Genomic DNA, 19,891 nt, shown 5'->3' with positions numbered 1-19,891 from the left:
AAACATAGTTTTTAATTTTCAATCTAATCATTAGGCTACTCAAAAATTGAATAATTTGTTATCATTCGCACAGCGTTTAAAGTTACCGTACATCAATGCATAAAAAATTTTTGCTCGCAGCACTCGAACAAGCCCGACTTGGGCTAGGTTTTTGCGCCCCCAATCCCTGTGTTGGAGCTGTAGCTGTGCAAAATGGAAATATTATAGCACAGGCAAGCCATCGTGGAGCAGGAACTCCACATGCTGAACCATTATTGTTAGCACAGATTCCACCTAAAACACCAGGAATTAGTCTTTATATTTCTCTTGAGCCTTGCAACCACTGGGGACGAACTCCTCCCTGTGTTGATGCAATTATCAATCATGGGGGAATTGAGCATGTTATTTTTGCTTATTCTGATCCTAATCCCATTGTGACTCAAAATAATTCGTCTGAAAAGTTACGTGCTCAAGGAATTAAGGTAACTTATTACCCAGTAGATGAAATTACTGAGTTTTATAAAAGTTATACTCATTGGATTTTAACCCGAAAGCCACGAATAACAGTTAAAATGGCGCATACCCTAAATGGTAAAATTGGTCGATCAGTTGGCGCACGGGTAATGTTATCGAATTCACTCTGTGGGGAGTTTACCCATCAAAAGCGTGCAGAAGCAGATGTAATTCTGACTAGTGCACGCACAATTCATCTAGATAATCCTAAGTTGAATGTGCGCTTAGGAAATGAAGAAAGAGCAAAGCCTATAGCCATTATTGATAGGCAATTAACACTTAATAAAGAAGCAAGCATTTTCTCAACAGCTGCTCATTGTCACATTTATCATTGTGACGAGCGGCAAGTTACTTATCCAAACAGTAGTATGCATTTAATGCCTATGATGGAGGGTGGGATGAATTTAGCTGCGGTAATTCAGCACTTAGGTGAATTGGGATATCATGATGTTTGGGTCGAGGCCGGTGGTGCTATTTTTAGCGCTTTACATCATGAAGGATTAGTTCATCGAACTTATTTATATCTCGTTCCAACCATTTTGGAGCCAAATGCAATTTCTGCATACCAGCAAAAAGAGATATTTAATCGTCCACATACTGTCTCATGGAAGGCTATGGGGGATAATATGATCGCATGTATCGATTGGCAAGAAGGCCAATCTACTCTGCATTAAATGAGGTCGCGTTTATGAAGTATTTACTCGCAACAATAGAGCAGGCAGTGGAAACACTAAAAGCCGGTAACATGATCATCCTAATCGATGATGAAGATAGAGAGAATGAAGGTGATTTAATCATCGCCGCAGAGCATGCTACTCCTGAAGCAATCAATTTTATGTCGCGTTATGGTTGTGGCTTAATTTGTTTGTCAATGGCAGAAGAGCTCATAGACAAATTGCAGCTACCCATGATGGCTCAAAAGAATAAATCGCCTTATGGCACGGCTTTTACTGTTTCTATTGAAGCAGCAGAGGGCGTTTCGACTGGGATTTCAGCAAAAGATAGATCTCATACAATTCAAGTCGCCATTAATTCGGCCAGCACTGCTGAAGATATTATTTCTCCTGGGCATGTCTTTCCTTTACGTGCTCGAAAAAAAGGAGTCCTAGAACGACAAGGCCAAACTGAAGGCAGTGTTGATTTAGCGAAACTTGCAGGGTTAACTCCTGCGGCGGTGATTTGTGAAATTATTAATGAAGATGGCACCATGAGCCGTTTTGATGATTTAGTACGTTTTTCACAACAGCATAATATTCCTTTAGTTACGGTTAAAGACTTAATCGACTACAGAATCCGTCATGAAATGTTGGTGAGTGAAGCAGCATCCGCACGTATTCCCTTACAGGATCTGGGGGACTTTTATATGACCGTATTTGCTAATGAGTTGGATTTAAAGGAACATTTTGCTTTAGTGAAACCTGCGCAGCATGCAAATCGCGTGCCTCTGGTGCGTATTCATTCTGAATGCATTACCGGCGATATTTTTGGTTCGTGTAAGTGTGATTGCGGCAAGCAACTTGACCAGTCATTAGCACAGATTGCTGAAGAAGGAGGTATATTAATTTATTTGCGCCAAGAAGGGAGGGGTATTGGTTTAGCTAATAAGTTAAAGGCCTACGCATTGCAAGACCAAGGTCTGGATACGGTGGATGCAAATTGTAAGTTAGGTCTCCCAGTGGATAATCGTGATTACACTATTGCTTATCAAATATTAAAGCATTTTGGAATTGATAACATAAGATTATTAACCAATAACCCACTTAAAATTGCCGCCATTGAAAATTTTGGTGTTACGGTAACACAGCGTATTCCTTTAGAGATTGATCCGACGAGAGAGAGTCAGGGGTATTTAAAAACTAAAAAGGAAAAAATGGGACATCTTTTGGAAATTAGTTAATAGGCTTTAAATTTATAATTATTTTCGTTCAATAGTGCTATTCCATCCGCTTTAAGTTTTTTCTTGTTAAATCATCCTCACTAATTACCGCGGTTTGACCGCGGCATCCCTGCTAGGAATCCTAAATGATTTTCAAAAGCAGTATAGTTTCTGTTCCTTGCTGTTTTAAAATGTCTATAAGTATTCTGTTTAGCCAGGGTATTTTTACTCAAAAGCAATTAATCTAATTATAGGATAAGAAATAGGTGTCATTTTTATCCGCATTTTGATAGAATTAAATCCCGTTTACATGCGAATGTAATTTTCATGTATTTAGGGGCACAGGCCCTAATGGATTCAGCATTTTGAACGGGGTCAATATGACAAACTTTATTTTTATTACTGGCGGTGTTGTTTCTTCTTTAGGGAAGGGTATAGCTGCTGCATCTTTAGCTGCCATTCTTGAGGCACGCGGTCTTAGTGTTACATTAATCAAACTTGATCCATACATTAACGTCGACCCTGGTACAATGAGTCCTTTTCAACATGGAGAGGTTTTCGTAACCAATGATGGTGCTGAAACTGATCTGGACTTGGGGCATTATGAGCGTTTTGTAAATACCATTATGACAAAACGTAATAATTTTACTTCGGGGAAAATTTACGAAAACGTAATTAAAAAAGAGCGACGCGGGGATTATTTAGGGGGGACGGTCCAGGTTATTCCTCACATCACTAATGAAATAAAACGATGCATTAAATTAGGTGCTGATGGTTTTGATGTGGCTATGGTTGAAATCGGTGGAACCGTTGGGGATATTGAATCCTTGCCTTTCTTAGAAGCAATTCGTCAGCTACGTATCGAATTGGGTTCACAAAGGGCGATTTTTATTCACTTAACCTTGGTGCCTTATATTGCTACTTCAGGTGAGACGAAAACCAAACCTACTCAGCATTCTGTAAAAGAATTACGCTCTATTGGTATTCAACCAGATATTTTAATTTGCCGTTCTGAAAAAGCGCTATCAATGGCTGATCGTGCTAAAATTGCATTGTTTACGAACGTAGATAAAGAGGGGGTAATCCCATTAGAGGATGCGCCGAGTATTTATCAAATTCCAATGATTTTGCATGAACAAGGCTTGGATGAGATAGTTATTAAAAAATTGGCTCTAAATGCTAAACCAGCAGATCTAAGTGAATGGCAACGCGTTGTCGACATGCAAAAGATACGAACCATGACGGTTAAAGTAGCGATGGTTGGTAAGTATATTGAATTAAACGATGCCTACAAATCTATTAATGAGGCGTTATTGCATGCTGGAATTCATACGCAAACTAAAGTAGAAATTGTTTATGTCGATGCTGAGCTAATTGAAAAGCACGGTACCGAGTTACTCGACACTGTGGATGCGATTTTAGTTCCTGGTGGTTTTGGCGAGCGTGGTATTGAGGGTAAAATTAAAGCCATTCAATATGCTCGTGAGCGTAAAGTACCATTCTTAGGAATTTGTTTAGGAATGCAAACAGCGGTAATTGAGTTTGCGCGACATGTTGTTGGTTTAACTGGAGCAAATTCTACGGAATTTGATAAGAATACTCCTTATCCTGTGCTTGGATTAATCAATGAGTGGATGGATTCCGATGGTTCAAAGCAATTACGTGATGAGCATACCGATTTAGGTGGTACTATGCGTTTAGGCGCTCAGTTATGCCAATTGGAAGAGGGTACTTTAGCGCGCAAAGTTTATGAAAAGCCCCAAATTATTGAGCGTCATCGCCACCGATATGAAGTGAATAATAAATTTGTGGAAAGCTTAGTCGAGCATGGAATGGTTATTTCAGGCCGCTCCGCAGATAACACTTTAGTGGAAATGGTTGAGCTAGCGGATCATCCTTGGTTTTTGGCATGCCAATTTCATCCAGAATTTACGTCAACCCCACGGGGCAGTCATCCATTGTTTAAACAATTTGTACTTGCTGCGCGGACTAAACATCAAAACAAGGATAACGCATGAAATTATGTGGATTCGAGGTAGGCTTAGATAAACCTTTATTCTTAATCGCAGGTCCCTGTGTTATTGAAAGCGAAGGTTTGGCATTGGAAACAGCGGGTTATTTAAAAGAGTTATGTAGCCAGCTCAATATTCCTTTTATTTATAAATCCTCTTTTGATAAAGCAAATCGCTCGTCTTTATCCAGTTATCGTGGCCCTGGTTTTGAAAAGGGCCTAGCGATTTTGGAAAAGGTAAAGGCACAAATTGGGGTGCCTGTATTAACCGATGTTCATGAAGATACGCCTTTGGTGGAAGTATCTAGTGTCGTTGATGTTTTGCAGACTCCCGCATTTTTATGCCGACAAACGAATTTCATTCAAAAAGTAGCTGCTATGAATAAGCCGGTAAACATTAAAAAAGGCCAGTTTCTAGCACCTTGGGAAATGCAGCATGTTATTACCAAGGCTAAGGCCGGCGGCAATGATCAAATTATGGCTTGTGAGCGTGGAGTAAGTTTCGGTTACAATAATTTAGTTTCTGATATGCGCTCGTTGGCAATTATGCGTGAAACTGGCTGTCCAGTAGTTTATGACGCAACTCATTCCGTTCAGCTTCCTGGCGGAAATAATGGGGTTTCAGGTGGACAAAGAGAGTTTGTGCCTGTTCTTGCCCGTGCTGCAGTGGCGGCAGGTATTTCGGGTATTTTTATGGAAACTCATCCTAATCCAGATCAGGCTTTAAGTGATGGTCCTAACAGTTGGCCTTTAGATAAGATGAAGCCATTGTTAGAGTCCTTAATGGCTATTGATGCGGTATTTAAGCAGACAGGTGAGATTCTGTAACAAATGTGACTTGGTTGCTTACAATCTAATTTGTAAGCGATCATGGAGTTTAAATTAAATAAAAAATTTCCTCATTGCGAACGAAGCGAAGCATGCTTCGCACTTCTGAATTGCTTTCGTCACTTACGTACCTTACCTGGCAACGAAAAGATTACCTTCCTCGGGAAGGCCTACTTTGATTTGCTGCTGTTGAGAAAACCTGGTTGCGAGCAACCAGGTTTGTTTCAAGAGGCTCATTACTATTTTATAGAGTGTACCAAAGGATCGATTTCTGGCTCTTGCTCTAGCTCTTGCTCCTGACTCGCTTGCGGTTCCCGCTTTATGGCTAAACTAGCAACATTCTTTCTTATAGTCGATGCAGTATCAGTTTCATTAAAAAATGTATAACGACCAGTTGCTACACGATTCACACTGGCGGCTACGATATAGCCAACAATTAATAAAGAAATAGCCAATAATATATTTGAAATGATATGCCTATAGCTTTCATGCTTTTCTAATTCTGCTCTGGGTTTTAATAACTCATCGATACACTCGTTTTTAAAATCAGCAAGGACCTCATCTTCATCTTCAGCTGGATTATTGCAATATTGAGTAATAATCTTCTGAAGAGCAGAAATTAGCTCCCCAGCTTCGAGCTCTGCACCGTCTAGTTTTTTCTTCACGAAGTCATCCTTCAGATCCTTCAGGCTCTCAATATCGCTTAGAATCGGAGCAATTCTCGCCATACGTGCTTGCGTTAGTTTTCCTTGTCTTAGTAATTGCTCATATTGTTGTTGTGCTTTTTGAATTTCAACTTGAAGCTGCTGTTGCATATCTAAATACATTTGTTGCTGTTGTTGTTGAGTTTCTTCCACACGTAACTTATAGTCTGTAAACTCTTGTTCAAGTTGTCTTCTGCTCTCTTTTTCTTGCACCAATAATGTTTGTTGCTCATCCATTGCAGCTTGTGAATGCAATTTAGGTGTTTGGCTTAAGAGGATACGACCTTGTTTAATTTGCTGATCTAATTCTCTAACTTTTCCTTCACTAACCTTAGCTACAGGTTTGACTACGATTATGCTTTGCCCTAAATCATTTTCAGTTATGAATAATGAATCCTGGGGTTGGAGCAATGAGGACATTTGATGCTCTAACTCCAAAAGAAAATTTGAAATCCCTGGATCTTTATTAATATAATCTGATTCAAAGTACTGTTTAACAGCCACCATTTTTTGCACAAGCACATTTCGCTCTTCCTGCAACGCTTCATACCGAGCTTTTAACATTAATTCTTGGTGCGTAGCATTTAGCCCACTATCAAGATTAAGTTGTAACTTAAACAGTTCATCAATACGCGCAATAGCTTCTTTATATTGAGTAGGTAGTGATTCAGTTTTTTTGATTTGTTCGATGAGATTCATAAAGTGTTCATAACAGCCAACCTCGCCTTTCTGGAGTTTTTTAATAAGTTCTAATAACTCATTTTGTAATAATTGAAATTCCAGTTGCTGTTCTGGGATTAAACTGCTGTTTTTGATGAACGCAGTATAAACACGCTGTAAATAAATTTTAAAATCAAGGGCGATGTAGCTTACGCATTTTTGTTTTATGGGGCTAGCAGTTGCAGGTTTTTTCAAAAGATGTTGCAGGAGCTCTTCTTCTGATTTTTTGGTTGTTGCTTGCTTGAGTGCATCTAAGAAGCATTTAATAGTAGGCCAATTATCATCAGTCAAAGTAACTTGCATCGCACCGTATTTTTCAGGGGGGAAACATCCTTTTTCTAGCACCAATTTAGCTTGATACACTGGATCACTAAAATATAATGAGGCAGCTGCAGTATATACGTCGGAGGCTCCAGTTAATGAATGCCCTTGGCCAAATTGGTCCTTATTCTGTTGTAACTCTTCGTTGTACGTTTGATGTCCAGCGAATAATTCGAAAATAGATGCAGCAGGTGCACTTTGCTCTAGGCCCACCATTAACAAATTATCAGCGTCATTTTTGTGGAAATAAACATGACCACTAAATCCATTGTCAGAAATTGTTTTACCATAGAAATTCTGTTGGCCTTGACCACCCATAGCGATATTGACCCCAAAATCTCGAGGTGTATTTAACACTGTAGGTAATTGTCCGATTAAACCGATAATTAGCCCTTTCCCTTCAACAATAGTTTCTTTGTTGCGGTATACACTATGAGTGGCTGAGCGAGAAATGACAGCGTTTAGTGCGTCGGGATCTGGGAAATAGCTTAATAATTCTGCTCTATGAGTTGCAGAAAGCCCTTGATGGTCGAGAATAATACGGCTGGCGTGCGATAAATAATCAGCGATTGTCAATTGATCATTTGGCGCTTGTAATTCATCAGATGAAGCAAAGGCAGAACGAGTTTTAAAATCACCGGCAGCAACACAGGCACCTAATAATTGCATGATTTGCGTGCCCAAATCGTTGGGATTATTGTGTAAAAAAGTTTTAGCCCACTGGTTAGCTACGGTTTGTTGATCCTGCTCAATACTGGATGCAACAATTTCTATTTTTTTATCTGTCATTTCTCTGTACTTTCTAAAGGCAAATATAATGATTCATAATAACAAATGGAGCTTAAGAGAATATTATGAAATGCTTTTTTTATTTTCTTTTTGATTCTTTTAAAGATTCTTTATGGTAAAAATTTAATAACTTTAATCAATTTGATGTCAAAGTGAAAAAAAAGTGTAAACGAGGTGTTTAATCTACTTTATTTAATATTGAGTTAATATTTCCTGAGCTAAGCTATGCATATAGTTTTACTAAATGGTAATTATAATGCAAGATAATGTTGATGAGGTTCATAACCGTGTAAATAAAATTATTGCATATATTGAAGAGAATTTTCCAAATCCAGATGAAGCGGTTAACAGGCACTTTATCTATATTAAATCTTTATTAAAACAAAGTTTTTCTGGAGATAGTAGCAATGAAATTAATATTGCTAAGCTTTACGAAGCGATTCATTACATTGAAACCATAAAAATCCGAACTCAATCTTCATTCTTTTCACGATCAAGTACAACAGTCATGTCTATGGCTGATAAAATGGTCGAAAAGGGTGAGTGCATTCTACCTATTCATGAGCGAGCACAAAAAGCGATTATTGGAACTCCTTCTCCCGGCCCCGTTCCAGCCAAGGCTGAAAAGTATTTTGGTGCGGTACATCATGCTTTGGTTGACTTGCTTTCCGCTCGTTATCAGTTTTTAAAAAATGAAGAAAAACAGGAAAAGATTAAAAAAGCTCCTTTAAAGTGGAATTATAATTATCCACTCGATGATGAGTTAGGTGAGGTGATGAATCAAAGCATAGGAGAATGGCAGGCACATCACTCACTAATGAAATCTGACCCTACAAAAGCTTATACAGACTTTAAGCGTGATATATATATCCGTGGAATTACCGCTAAAACGGATCAAGAAGTGGATGACTTACTAGAGTATTTGGTGAAAAGTAGTTCTTATTCATTAGAAGACCAAAAAGTTATCAAACAATGGTTACAATCTAATGGTGGACAGGAGATGAACCGATTTCTAGATCTATTATTGGTCAGTGGTGAGTTTACGCCATATCCTGCTGCTTTGGTAAATACAGCAAGCCTGGAGCAAGGATGGAGCATTGAAAATGGTAATGTTGTGTTTTCCTATGAGGCTGTTATTTACTCGATTAATATGGAAGGGGATATAAGAGTGAATAATGGTAAAGGCCAATTGGTAATTGAAGACAATCCTGAAAACATTAAAGGAAAATCTGGCAATTACTCCGTTCCTCCTTTAATGAAAATTAAAAGTAAAATTGAACTAAATATCAACGAGGGTGTAGTTACTCCGTCAATTACTGCATTAAATGTTGAAAGTTATAATTCTGTATTATTAAATCCCGAGGCAAAAATATTGAATGATAAGGAAGTTTCAATGTATAATAAATAATTCATTTATTAAAAATATGAACAAGATATGGATGACTTACCTACAGAAATGATAGGGTATATATTAGAGTTTTTAGATGCTAAATCATTAGCAACAGTGAGTTATGTCTCGCGTTTTATTTATACTGTTTCTACAGAGCAATTGCAGTGGATTAAAAGGTGTTTTACGGAACCTCTATGTCAACCTCTAGTGCGTGCTGCTATGCTTGAAAAGGAGCTATTAAACAGAGAAATTGACGCAGAATCTTTATACGCGAGTCTTCAAGAAAGAAATATAGGGCAGTTAAAAGACTTACTTTTTTCTAAGCAGCATGTTAGAGAGTTTGCTCTCTATGCTCCTTTTTATGAAAAAAAAATCCCACAATTTTTTCCCCATGCTGTGTATCCTGAGAGAAAATTATATCTGACTGAAAATGCAGCAAAGAAAAATACACCTAATGCAGTAAAGGTAAAGCATTGGCTTAGGGTAAAAGTATCCGTTGATATAAATAGCTTTGATGAACTGTATAATTCTCAACAACTACAATCCGTGGAATCAATTAAATCAATGCCAATCATTGTTGAGCGTGAGCTAAAATGTAGTTTTTCTGTGGGGGGAGAGCCTAACTTTACTGGAAACTCTCAGGCAACATTACAAATTTAATTACTTTAGCGCGATTGAAATAATATTAGATATAATAAGCTTAGGGCAGCCCGGTTTCAAGTAACAAGGCTACCCCTATTTGATGAGTACTTTAAGCTAAATCACTCATAGTAGAAACCGCATGATAGCCAGCGTCAACATGTACTACCTCGCCAGTAATCCCTGATGCTAAGCTTGAACATAAAAACGCAGCAGTGTTACCTACTTCTTCAATTGTCACGTTTCTATGTAGGGGTGTAATGCTCGCATAAGCAGATTGAATCTTACGAAAATCTTTAATTCCTGCTGCAGCTAAAGTCTTAATTGGGCCTGCCGAGATGGCATTTACACGTAAACCGCGTTGTCCCAAACTTGATGCCAAATAACGTACTGACGCTTCTAAGCTCGCCTTTGCAATACCCATCACATTATAATTAGGTACCGCTTTTTCGGCCCCATAATAACTAAGAGTAATGATAGAACCTTCAGTTCCTTCCATCATTGGGAGGGCTGCTTGGGCTAAACCAACCAAGCTGTACGCGCTGATATCATGAGCAATTTTAAATCCCTCACGAGTACAGGAAGTCACAAAATCCCCACTTATTTGATCTGCAGGTGCATAAGCTACAGAATGAACTAAGTTATCTAATTTATCCCAATGTTGTCCTAAATTAGCAAACAGAGTTTTAATTTCTTCATCATGAGCAACATCACAGGGGAAGACAAGCTTTGAATTAAACTCAGCAGCCATTGACTCAACACGCTCCTTTAAGCGGTCGTTTTGGTAGGTGAATGCTAATTCAGCGCCTTGCTCATGAAAAGCTTTGGCAATTCCGTAAGCAATAGATCGATTGCTCGCAAGACCAATGATCAGTGCTTTTTTACCAGCTAAAAAACCCACAGTTATTCTCCTATCACTATTTGGTATTAGTATGTGAAGCCAATAATTCTCGCATTTTTGCTTGAATCATTTCGATAGCAATCCTATTTTCACCGCCACGAGGTACAATAATGTCTGCATAACGGCTTGATGGTTCAATAAACTGCAAGTACATAGGACGTACGGTTGTTTCGTATTGGTGAACTACAGATTCAAATGTTCTATGGCGTTCTACAACATCCCTTTTTAAACGTCGTGTCAGACAGACATCAAGAGGGGTAGACATAAAAATTCGAATGTCCATAATGTCACGTAATTCTTTATCACTAAAAAGTAAAATACCTTCCAAAATAATAATAGCATGCTTGCCGATAGTTCTAGTTTCTGGCAAACGGAGGTGCTTTGAATGTGAGTAAATGGGAATCTCAACAGGTTTACCTTCTCTGAGCTGGCGTAAATGCTCACATAAAAGCGCATGATCAAACGAATCGGGATGATCATAATTTATTTTTTCTCGATCAGCGAAAGGCAAATGTCCATTATCTTTGTAGTACGCATCTTCAGAGATAACTACAACATGCTCGGAGCCTAACTCGTTAACGATAGTATTTGCAAAAAGACTTTTACCTGACGCAGATGGGCCTGAAATCCCAATAATAATGACTTCTTTGTTCATGATGATATCGCTTAAATTTTGGTACAAATGGTAATTGTTTTTTGTATCAAATTCAATCTTTAATTGCGGAGTGGGCTAATGTGGCTCGTATTCTCGGGGGAAATACAGGGAGTTGCGCTAACAACGCCCCGTATTTTCCCTTCGTTTAATACGGCTAAATATTTTGGGTGTTTTCATTAAAGGCAGCCAATACCTCTTCTAAAGGTTGTCCAACCGCTGCAGAAGGTGCCTTGATCATCAGCAAAGCAGATAAAGTCGTTGCAATATCTGTTGTATAAACTTTACGGAAAATATGCTGTGCTTTAAAGCTTGGGTGTACAAATAATAAAGGAACATAGCTATCATAATTCCACGGGCTGCCATGTGAGATACGATAAATGCCTTTGGCTCCATTAGATTGATTAGGTGGTTGTACGATATAGACGTCTCCTGCTCGATAAGGATAATACATTTTATTCACTTTTGCGCTAAGCCAATCTTTTTCAATTTGGGTAACTGGAAGGGGGTAGGCTTTAAATATTCTAGGTTTGAGCGTTAATTGTTGGGCAAGATAATTACTTACTTTACGAGGGCTTAAGTGATGTTTTTTTATTACGTGATGGTTAAGGTAAATATAAGGAGGCATTACTGACATGAGGGCTTTTTTAGGGAGTTTATAGTGTTTTTTCAATGCCTTATGAATGAATTGTTCCATCTCCGCAATTTTGATAGGTTTAATTTCAATAATGTTATGTGCTTTGAGATAAGTCGGACCATCATTTACGCCATGGTCTGCCGTAAGGACAATCAGGGTATTGTTTAATCCAACCTGTTTATCAATCGCCTCCAGAAGATGCGCTAAGGTTTTATCTAACTCTAACAAATTGTCTTCGGCTTCCAGGCTATTAGGACCAAATTGATGTCCAATCGCATCAACTCCGGAAAAACTAATGGCTAAATAATCGGTTTGATTCGCACTTAATCCTAGTTTCTCCTCCGCTAATAATTGTTCTGCAAAACTTGCTGTTAACTGATCTGCTCTTGGGGTTTTAGACAGAGCCTTGAAATAGTCTTGATCTTCCTCATGTCGCACATGGTGCGGAAAGTGCTGTCCAAACGCTTGGTCTGCTTGGGGGAAGATAGGGGAATTTGCATTTTGATATTCTGTTTTAGGCTTACTTAAATTCCAGTCAAAGTTGGTGGATTGGTAGGCTTGGTTCCAATTTTTTACCCAGTTCGGATATTCCCGAGCATAATAGTTACTGGTTACAAAACCTCCGTTAGTCGTATCAAACCAAAAAGCTTTACCAGCGTGCCCTGTAAGCGTTATTGCCGAACGATCTTTAAATGAAACCCCAAAGGCGCGTCCTTTTTGGGCTAGGATTACTTCATCACTTAAAGTTGAGGCGTATAAATTTCTTGGTGAACGTCCGGGAATACTTGTTTTCGTATGTTGCGTGGGCAAAACTTGCGTTTTCAAATCTTCCATGCAATAGATCGTTTTCTTGGATTTTCTGTCGTACCACTCATTATTGATAATGCCATGCATTGCAGGGTAACTACCAGTTGAAATTGTGGCATGCCCTGCACAAGTAGTGGTATTCGCATGAGGATGATGTGCATTGCTATAATTGATAGAATGCTTTAATAAGGAATTAAATCCTGAGCTACCGAATTGTTGTTGATATTTATGAATCAAGTCGCCACGTAATTGATCAACTACTATTTGTACAACCAATTTAGGCTGATTTGTTTCAGCTTGGGTATTGAAACAACTCAAGGCTAATAGAGCAGAGCATATATATTTTTTCATAAGACTACACCTCCATTGGGGGGAATGTGTAACTTAACTTAATGTACTAGGCTAATGCAACCAAAAGTAAGAGTGGGAGGCGATCAAAATAGATTAGGTTTGATATAAAAAATAGCATTATTTTTTATATCGAACTCACATTAATTAGTTTAGAATTCATGACAATGCAATTTTTATCGATACCTTAGGGTATAAATCTTAGCGAGTGCGGTTGTTTTCTACTGTGCATGTTAAGAGTACTTTGTAGAGGATGGCTGTGTTTAGAAGTTTATGAAGTTTACGGAGGAATGAAATGGCTTTTACATTAGTTAAATATGGATTACTAAAACAAAATATTATTAATAGTATTAAGTCTTTAGCAAGGCATTACAAGTATTATGACGCAACAGACCTCATTAATGCGTACTTAACCGACAAATCTGTAGATCCCACCACATGGGAACAAAAATACAGTAAAATTTCCGCAATAAGACGTTCACAAGTAGCTTTTTTATTAACGGTTATTCGTTGTTTAGATGAGCAAATTTTAGCCAGACCTGATGCTTTAGAAAATTGTGAATATTTACTTAATGCTGCTGCATGCTATATTCGCGATATTATTAATCAATCTTATGATGCTAAAGCTTCTTGGAATAATTATTGGGCATCCTTTGTCACTTCCGTCGATAATAGTAAATTCTATAACCTTTTGGGGTCGGCGCTACTTTTTAATCGTAATAATCAACCTACGAATAATGAAGCATCAACAATGTACACTTGTTTAAAACAGTTTATTTTGAGCCAGACATATGAAGATCCTCATAATCCCGAACAAGGATATTTAGTGGTTGATAAGCATTCAGAGCCTCAAGTCTCGAAAACCATGATGCCTTCCATAGTCTTTTCCAGTGCACGAATAGAAGGATTTATTGTAGAAGACTTTATCGGCGAATTAATTGCTCGCATTGCCACGCTCGAACAAAAAGTCATGGACTCTGCAAAAAAAGAATGCCAAATTAAAGTGGAGGTAAGCAAGTTAGGTATGTTTGGCTCCGAAACTGTTTCTGAAGAAAAGGGGCAAATTGCCAGCGAGGCTGAGAGTCATAGTGCTCCTGAAAAAGAACATAACTTATTTGTTTATTGTATGCAGTAGATTAGGATACTTCGGTATCTTGCGGAGTTGACGACGAAGGATCGGCTGATGTGGCATTGTACTTATACCAACAAGTATACCTCATTAAGGAGATCCTTCGTTGTGTTTAGGATGCAGTTAAATACGCACAAATTATCTCTCTATGGGATAACCAAACATGGCCCATTCCATGATGCCACCGTCTACGGAATAAACTTCTTGGTACCCTAAGTCCATCAAACACTGAGCAGCATATAAAGAACGTACACCGCCTTTGCAGTGAAGATAAATAGGGTTATTTTTATCCGCCATATGAGCTTCAATATTAGCAGTAATTTTGTCTTTAGGGATATGAATAGCATTGGGTATGCGTACCGATTGCCATTCCTCTTGTTCACGAACATCAATTAGGCATAATTGAGGATTTTGCTCCATTTTATTTTTCAACTCATGCACATCAATTGTTTTAATATTAGGGTTTGTCATAACGTACTTCTCTTATTGGTGGTCTTGTTAACGTTGAGTGGTGTAATAACCAGTAAATGGTTGCGGTTAATACACCTCCAATCAAAGTTGCAAATGCCCAGGTTGATGCAGATACAAGGACTGTTTTTTGTCCCAGTCGATTCATACTGCCAGCATCACGAGCAACGGCTCCTGCGAAAACTAAATGCAAAATACCATTGATTATCATAATCAGATAAAAAAAAGTTTGAATTTGAGTAGTAAACAGTTTTGCCAGTTCAGAGATCACTTGTTGTCTTCCTTCTCTATAGAAATCAAGTCGTAATATGATAACAGAAAATGACGCAGATCTTTTATTTCTTTGCTAACCTCGGTAACATGCTGTGAATAAAAATAATAAGAGAGAAAACATGAACGCTTCTGAAGTCCCTGTTCCTCATTTAACCACAGCTAATCCTGGCCCATTGTATCACGTTGAAAAAGTTGTTTTAAATCAAGTTGCTGCAATCGAGTCTTGGTTTAGGAAACAATGGAAACAAACTCCTCCACCGTTAACTTCCTCTGTTGATTTGCGTCAGGCAGGTTTCAAATTGGCGCCCGTGGATACTAATTTATTTCCAGCTGGGTTTAATAATTTAAATCCCGATTTTCTTCCTTTGTGTATTCAAGCAGCCCAATCTGTTTTGGCTGATTATGTGCCTTATTGCACGCGGATTTTATTGCTTCCAGAAAGCCATACTCGCAATAAATTTTACATGCAAAGCTTGCATGTATTGCGCACGATTTTTAGTAAAGCGGGCTTTGTTGTACGTATTGGTAGTTTGGATCCGGAACTTACAGAACCAACAGAAATAGCGCTTGAAAGTGGTGACACTTTATTAATTGAGCCAATACAAAGACAGGGCGATCGTGTTGGTTTATCGGATTTTAATCCTTGCTTCTTAATGTTGAATAATGACTTATCCCAAGGGATTCCTGAAATTTTACAAGGGCTGCAACAAAAAATCAGACCTACAGAAAAATTAGGATGGTCCTCACGATTAAAGTCTAGCCATTTTAGTTTTTTTGATGAGGTTGCGGCTGAATTTTCTGAGCTCGTGGGTATGGATTCTTGGCTCATTAATCCTTATTTCAGTGCTATTGATGGGGTTGATTTTATGGCCCAGGAAGGCATCGAGCAGCTGGCTACAGAAGTAGATAAACTTCTTAAATCAATACAAGATAAATATGCTACCTATGGGATTAAAGAAAAACCATTTGTAGTGATTAAAGCCGATAATGGTACTTATGGCATGAGTGTGATGATGGTGCATAATGCGGAGCAGGTGCGCCAATTAAATAGAAAGCAACGTACTAAAATGTCAGCCATTAAAGGCAGCCAAAAGGTAGATCGCGTGATTATTCAAGAGGGAGTTTACACCTTTGAAACCATGCCCAATGGAGCTGTTGCCGAGCCGGTTGTGTATATGATCGGGCAATTTGTAGTTGGTGGTTTTTATCGAGTGCATCAGGAGCGAGGTATTGATGAAAATCTGAATGCCCCTGGAATGCATTTTGAGCCATTAGCATTTGCTCAAGCCTGTAATATACCTTCGGATGAGTTGGAAGTAGTTGATTGTCCCAATCGCTTTTATGTATACGGTGTGATTGCTCGTTTAGCTGCTCTTGCTGCGGCACGAGAAATTGATGCAATTGGGGGCGAGTAAATGAGATTAGCAGTATTAATAGATCCATTAGAGCATTTAAAACCATATAAAGACACGACCATTGCCATGATTAAAAGAGCGCAAGAGCTGGGTTGGTCATGTGTTTACTTTACCCAGCAGGATCTATTTTGTCGTGAGGGGCGTGCTTATGCTCATGTTTATGAGATCAGTATTGGTGATGAGTATAGCCGTGATTGGGCTCAGACCAATGATTTAGGGGAAAAAGCTCTAGCTGATTTTGATATTATTTTGATGCGTAAGGATCCTCCTTTTAATACCGAATATATTTACACAACCTACCTACTCGAGTTGGCTGAGCGTGAAGGGGTATTGGTCGCAAATAGACCTCAAAGTTTACGTGATGCTAATGAGAAATTTTTTACGCTAAATTTTCCGCAATGTTGCCCAACAACATTGGTTTCGCGTGATATAAAAAAGCTTCGGTCTTTTTGGGAAATGCATCAAGAAGTTATTTTTAAACCTGCGGAAGGAATGGGAGGGAGTTCCGTTTTTCATGTAGATGAGCATGGACGAAATTTATCTGTCATTTTAGAAGTGCTCACTGAGCACCAGACACGAACTATTATTGCACAACGCTATATTCCTGAAATTAAGACGGCAGGGGATAAGCGTATTTTAGTAATTAATGGTGAACCAGTACCCTATGCCTTAGCTCGTATCCCTGCTCAAGGCGAGTTACGGGGAAATTTAGCCGCTGGTGCACGCGGAGAAGTAGTTGCAATTAATGAGCGTGATCGCTGGATTTGCCAGCAAATTGGCCCTACATTGAAAGCTAAAGGTTTGTACTTTGTTGGCATCGATGTTATTGGCGATTATTTAACTGAAATTAATGTAACCAGTCCTACATGCCTACGGGAAATCAGTGCGGAAACAGGATTGGATATTGCAGGTGATTTCTTGCAAAGTCTTAAGAGTATTTGTTTGGGGTAAGGGCACAGCAGGCTGGGCTGTAAGCCCAGCAAACCTAGCTTGAGGCAGAGTCACAATGCTGAGCTTTACATGCCCAGCCTATATTAATTAACTTATTCATCCACGTAATCGTTACCTGCATTTGTTGTAGCTGCTGCCGCAGTCTTATCTGCTTCGACGTCATCAACATACAGTTCGCCATTATCCTGCTTAGTACCGGAAATTAGGTAGTTACGGTGTTGTAGATAAGCATCTCGCATGAATGCATATTTATCTAAAGCTTCATCCATAATGCGATCGGTAGTCAGCAACTGAGCACGTAAATCAACATAACGCAATGCCAGTAAGCTGTAAACTACAGCATCTTCATTAATATAAACATAAGGGCTGTATAGGGCAAATTGGAATAGCCATCCAGCTCCATCTCGAATGGTGCTTGGGCCCAAGAAGGGAAGAACCAAATAAGGTGAGTTTTTATCGCCCCATTTCGCCAGGGTGAGTCCTAAATCATTAGAGTGTGGTTGCAGGCCAAACTCTTGGGCTACATCCAAAATACCACCTACCCCGAGGGTCGAGTTAATGAGGAAACGCCAGGTATCTCTAATGGCCCACTTACCTTCGGCTTGTAATACGTCGTTACCCACAGTAGGGATTAGATCTAAGTTACTGTAAAAATTATTTACACCTTTACGAACAAAGGCTGGAAGTACCGCTCGGTATACTTTGGCTGATGGCTTTAAAACCACTTTATCAAGTGCCGAATTGAACTTATAGACTTTGCGGTTAAATGATTCATAAGGATCCGCGGGGTTTGTTCCTTTACTTACACAGCCCGCTAATGCAAGGCTTCCTGCCAAACTGATGCTTATTAATTTTAATCGCATGATTTTTATAACTTATTAAACCAACCTAGGAACGATGTTACACGAGTTTATCGCTCTTGCAAACGAGTAGATTTAAAATTGCATTAAAAAGGTAACCGGCCCATCATTGCACAAATGAACTTGCATGTTCGCACCAAAACAACCGCTTTGGGTTTCTGGATAGAGCTGTGCCGCACGAGTCAATAAATGATCAAATAATTGACGACCAAGTTCGGGAGGGGCAGCGTTTGAAAAGCTTGGGCGTAGTCCTTTTTGAGTATCTGCCATTAAGGTGAATTGGGGGACTAGTAATAACCCCCCATTAATCTCTTTCAAGCTTAAATTCATCTTTCCCTGAGCATCATCAAAGATGCGATAGCTGATGCATTTTTGCAGCATCTTTTCGATCGTTTGCAAACTATCATTAGGTTCAAAACCGCAGAGTATCATCAGTCCTTGGTTTATTTGACCCACGGTTTCATTATCAATATCAACGCGAGCTTCGCTGACTCGTTGGATTACAATTAGCATGCATCAGGCCCTTGTTTGGAGATTTCTTTACTCGCATAAATAATTGCATCAATAATCCCTGATTCGCGATCCGAATGGCCCGCATCACGTACAATTCTCAAATTGGATGCTGGGATCGCCTGATGTAATTCATAAGCTGCTGCAAGTGGCGATATGAGGTCAAATCGACCATGGACAATATAGGTAGGAATATGTCTTATTTTATGGACATTTTCGAGCACCTGATTTTCTTCAATAAAGTAGTTATTCGTGATGTAATGCGTTTCAAGTGTTGCTAGGGCTAAAGCAAAGTGTGGGTCACTGTACTGATCAATTACATATAAATGAGGTTGTAAGCTACTGCAACGTGCTTCCCAAAGAGCCCAATTTTTTGCAGCACTCATGCGGGCTAAATCATTAGCACCCTGCAAGCATTGTGAATAATATTGCGGGATTGCATCGCGCATATGTTGTGGGACACAGCTAATGAACTCTTGCCAATAATCAGGATAAACCAGGCTAGCGCCTTCGCGGTAGAACCAGTCGTCATCTTGCCGGCGTCCTAAAAAGATTTGGTGTAGTAATAATGCTTTAATCTGCTGAGGAAATTTTTGTGCATAAAGTAGAGCAAGCAATGAGCCCCAGCCACCACCAGAAAGTACAAATTCGGATAAGCCTAGAAAATCTCTAATAGCATCGATATCATCCAATAATAAAGGAGTCGTATTTTCTCTTGTTTCTAAATGTGGGGTAGAACGGCCACAACCGCGTTGATCGAATAATATAATGCGATAATGCTGGGGATCAAAAAAGCGACGCAGATACCCTTCAGCAGAACAGCCGCCAGGTCCCTGATGCAAAACAATTACAGGGAGTCCTTCTGGATTTCCTGTTTCTTCAATGTATAGTGTATGCAAATCGCTGACTTTCAACTCATATTGCTTATACGGTTTGATGGCTGGGTAGAGAGAATGCATCTTAATCCTTTAAAGAATCAATAAGTTTAATGTCCTTTATTCTGCTCTGGGAGCGGCCAGAATGCAAGGGGCTAAGGAAAACATCAAATGATGTCCCAAACACGCTCCGACTTCCCCCGTCTTTTACCGTGGTAATCTATAAGTACGATGAGCGTGTTGGTGCGTGTGGTCACGGCGCGAAAATTCGGCCAAGTTGGTGGCCTCCCTCAGG

18 protein-coding genes are annotated in these 19,891 nt (G+C 39.1%); 9 read left to right on the top strand and 9 right to left on the bottom strand.

The window, feature by feature from the left end; genetic code table 11:
• The first annotated feature begins 95 nt into the window (after positions 1-95).
• From ribD to kdsA, 4 genes are all read left to right on the top strand, one after another.
• The gene (gene ribD / locus E1P08_RS12540) at positions 96-1,166 is read left to right on the top strand and encodes a bifunctional diaminohydroxyphosphoribosylaminopyrimidine deaminase/5-amino-6-(5-phosphoribosylamino)uracil reductase RibD (protein ID WP_133137354.1); all 1,071 of its coding nucleotides are present in this window, start codon (positions 96-98) and stop codon (positions 1,164-1,166) included.
• A gap of 14 nt (positions 1,167-1,180) precedes the next feature.
• On the top strand, positions 1,181-2,389 hold the full coding sequence (ribB, locus tag E1P08_RS12535) for a 3,4-dihydroxy-2-butanone-4-phosphate synthase (RefSeq protein ID WP_133137353.1): 1,209 nt from the start codon (positions 1,181-1,183) through the stop codon (positions 2,387-2,389).
• Positions 2,390-2,748: 359 nt separating this feature from the next.
• A complete protein-coding gene (locus E1P08_RS12530; RefSeq protein WP_133137352.1) occupies positions 2,749-4,386 on the top strand; it encodes a CTP synthase in 1,638 nt (545 codons plus the stop codon).
• Entirely contained in the window at positions 4,383-5,207 is an 825-nt protein-coding gene (gene kdsA, locus E1P08_RS12525) for a 3-deoxy-8-phosphooctulonate synthase (protein WP_133137351.1), read from the top strand. The genes E1P08_RS12530 and kdsA overlap by 4 nt, the downstream gene beginning before the upstream one ends.
• Before the next feature lie 239 nt (positions 5,208-5,446).
• Here kdsA and E1P08_RS12520 read toward each other — a convergent pair whose 3' ends face one another.
• The gene (locus E1P08_RS12520; RefSeq protein WP_133137350.1) at positions 5,447-7,741 is read right to left on the bottom strand and encodes a hypothetical protein; all 2,295 of its coding nucleotides are present in this window, start codon (positions 7,739-7,741) and stop codon (positions 5,447-5,449) included.
• A gap of 256 nt (positions 7,742-7,997) precedes the next feature.
• On the opposite strand from E1P08_RS12520, the gene E1P08_RS12515 reads away from it, so the two are divergent.
• Positions 7,998-9,149: a hypothetical protein gene (locus tag E1P08_RS12515; protein ID WP_133137349.1), complete on the top strand. Its 1,152-nt coding sequence runs from the start codon at positions 7,998-8,000 to the stop codon at positions 9,147-9,149.
• Positions 9,150-9,176: 27 nt separating this feature from the next.
• Positions 9,177-9,791, top strand: a complete 615-nt coding sequence (locus E1P08_RS12510) for an F-box-like domain-containing protein (RefSeq protein ID WP_133137348.1) — start codon at positions 9,177-9,179, stop codon at positions 9,789-9,791.
• A gap of 91 nt (positions 9,792-9,882) precedes the next feature.
• Here E1P08_RS12510 and E1P08_RS12505 read toward each other — a convergent pair whose 3' ends face one another.
• The 3 genes from E1P08_RS12505 to E1P08_RS12495 all read right to left on the bottom strand — a co-directional run bounded on the left by E1P08_RS12505 (position 9,883) and on the right by E1P08_RS12495 (position 13,118).
• On the bottom strand, positions 9,883-10,671 hold the full coding sequence (locus E1P08_RS12505; RefSeq protein WP_133137347.1) for an enoyl-ACP reductase FabI: 789 nt from the start codon (positions 10,669-10,671) through the stop codon (positions 9,883-9,885).
• A 16-nt stretch (positions 10,672-10,687) separates the two neighbouring features.
• On the bottom strand, positions 10,688-11,326 hold the full coding sequence (udk, locus tag E1P08_RS12500) for a uridine kinase (RefSeq protein ID WP_133137346.1): 639 nt from the start codon (positions 11,324-11,326) through the stop codon (positions 10,688-10,690).
• A 154-nt stretch (positions 11,327-11,480) separates the two neighbouring features.
• Entirely contained in the window at positions 11,481-13,118 is a 1,638-nt protein-coding gene (locus tag E1P08_RS12495) for an alkaline phosphatase family protein (protein ID WP_133137345.1), read from the bottom strand.
• Between the two features lie 292 nt (positions 13,119-13,410).
• On the opposite strand from E1P08_RS12495, the gene E1P08_RS12490 reads away from it, so the two are divergent.
• Positions 13,411-14,250 (top strand): hypothetical protein, encoded by an 840-nt coding sequence (locus E1P08_RS12490; RefSeq protein WP_133137344.1) that lies wholly within the window; start codon positions 13,411-13,413, stop codon positions 14,248-14,250.
• Positions 14,251-14,382: 132 nt separating this feature from the next.
• Here the strand turns inward: E1P08_RS12490 and E1P08_RS12485 are convergent, their stop codons facing one another.
• Both E1P08_RS12485 and E1P08_RS12480 read right to left on the bottom strand, forming a co-directional pair.
• On the bottom strand, positions 14,383-14,715 hold the full coding sequence (locus E1P08_RS12485) for a rhodanese-like domain-containing protein (RefSeq protein WP_133137343.1): 333 nt from the start codon (positions 14,713-14,715) through the stop codon (positions 14,383-14,385).
• Positions 14,702-14,983: a hypothetical protein gene (locus E1P08_RS12480; protein ID WP_133137342.1), complete on the bottom strand. Its 282-nt coding sequence runs from the start codon at positions 14,981-14,983 to the stop codon at positions 14,702-14,704. The genes E1P08_RS12485 and E1P08_RS12480 overlap by 14 nt, the downstream gene beginning before the upstream one ends.
• A 121-nt stretch (positions 14,984-15,104) precedes the next feature.
• On the opposite strand from E1P08_RS12480, the gene gshA reads away from it, so the two are divergent.
• Together gshA and gshB are read left to right on the top strand one after the other, a co-directional pair.
• Positions 15,105-16,400 carry a glutamate--cysteine ligase gene (gene gshA, locus E1P08_RS12475; protein ID WP_133137341.1) on the top strand — a complete coding sequence of 432 codons (1,296 nt, stop codon included), beginning with the start codon at positions 15,105-15,107 and terminating at the stop codon, positions 16,398-16,400.
• Complete coding sequence (gene gshB, locus E1P08_RS12470) at positions 16,401-17,351, top strand: glutathione synthase (RefSeq protein ID WP_133137340.1); 951 nt, start codon at positions 16,401-16,403, stop codon at positions 17,349-17,351.
• A 92-nt stretch (positions 17,352-17,443) separates the two neighbouring features.
• Here the strand turns inward: gshB and E1P08_RS12465 are convergent, their stop codons facing one another.
• The 3 genes from E1P08_RS12465 to pip all read right to left on the bottom strand — a co-directional run bounded on the left by E1P08_RS12465 (position 17,444) and on the right by pip (position 19,680).
• Positions 17,444-18,214 (bottom strand): MlaA family lipoprotein, encoded by a 771-nt coding sequence (locus tag E1P08_RS12465; RefSeq protein WP_133137339.1) that lies wholly within the window; start codon positions 18,212-18,214, stop codon positions 17,444-17,446.
• Between the two features lie 72 nt (positions 18,215-18,286).
• Positions 18,287-18,724 (bottom strand): D-aminoacyl-tRNA deacylase, encoded by a 438-nt coding sequence (gene dtd, locus E1P08_RS12460; RefSeq protein ID WP_133137338.1) that lies wholly within the window; start codon positions 18,722-18,724, stop codon positions 18,287-18,289.
• Positions 18,718-19,680, bottom strand: a complete 963-nt coding sequence (gene pip / locus E1P08_RS12455; protein ID WP_133137337.1) for a prolyl aminopeptidase — start codon at positions 19,678-19,680, stop codon at positions 18,718-18,720. Before pip ends, dtd begins: the two co-directional genes overlap by 7 nt.
• Positions 19,681-19,891 lie beyond the last annotated feature (211 nt).

Source organism: Legionella rowbothamii (assembly GCF_900639985.1).
GTDB lineage: Bacteria > Pseudomonadota > Gammaproteobacteria > Legionellales > Legionellaceae > Legionella > Legionella rowbothamii.
Note: the sequence above shows the minus strand (reverse complement) of the source record. Positions and strands in the feature narration are given on the sequence as shown.

Coding starts and splice junctions, on each gene's coding strand:
- udk (WP_133137346.1), bottom strand. CDS start 11,326: ATGAACAAAGAAGTCATTATTATTGGGATTTCAGGCCCATCTGCGTCA.
- ribB (WP_133137353.1), top strand. CDS start 1,181: ATGAAGTATTTACTCGCAACAATAGAGCAGGCAGTGGAAACACTAAAA.
- E1P08_RS12490 (WP_133137344.1), top strand. CDS start 13,411: ATGGCTTTTACATTAGTTAAATATGGATTACTAAAACAAAATATTATT.
- pip (WP_133137337.1), bottom strand. CDS start 19,680: ATGCATTCTCTCTACCCAGCCATCAAACCGTATAAGCAATATGAGTTG.
- dtd (WP_133137338.1), bottom strand. CDS start 18,724: ATGCTAATTGTAATCCAACGAGTCAGCGAAGCTCGCGTTGATATTGAT.
- E1P08_RS12515 (WP_133137349.1), top strand. CDS start 7,998: ATGCAAGATAATGTTGATGAGGTTCATAACCGTGTAAATAAAATTATT.
- gshA (WP_133137341.1), top strand. CDS start 15,105: ATGAACGCTTCTGAAGTCCCTGTTCCTCATTTAACCACAGCTAATCCT.
- E1P08_RS12465 (WP_133137339.1), bottom strand. CDS start 18,214: ATGCGATTAAAATTAATAAGCATCAGTTTGGCAGGAAGCCTTGCATTA.
- kdsA (WP_133137351.1), top strand. CDS start 4,383: ATGAAATTATGTGGATTCGAGGTAGGCTTAGATAAACCTTTATTCTTA.
- E1P08_RS12510 (WP_133137348.1), top strand. CDS start 9,177: ATGGATGACTTACCTACAGAAATGATAGGGTATATATTAGAGTTTTTA.
- E1P08_RS12495 (WP_133137345.1), bottom strand. CDS start 13,118: ATGAAAAAATATATATGCTCTGCTCTATTAGCCTTGAGTTGTTTCAAT.
- gshB (WP_133137340.1), top strand. CDS start 16,401: ATGAGATTAGCAGTATTAATAGATCCATTAGAGCATTTAAAACCATAT.
- ribD (WP_133137354.1), top strand. CDS start 96: ATGCATAAAAAATTTTTGCTCGCAGCACTCGAACAAGCCCGACTTGGG.
- E1P08_RS12485 (WP_133137343.1), bottom strand. CDS start 14,715: ATGACAAACCCTAATATTAAAACAATTGATGTGCATGAGTTGAAAAAT.
- E1P08_RS12520 (WP_133137350.1), bottom strand. CDS start 7,741: ATGACAGATAAAAAAATAGAAATTGTTGCATCCAGTATTGAGCAGGAT.
- E1P08_RS12530 (WP_133137352.1), top strand. CDS start 2,749: ATGACAAACTTTATTTTTATTACTGGCGGTGTTGTTTCTTCTTTAGGG.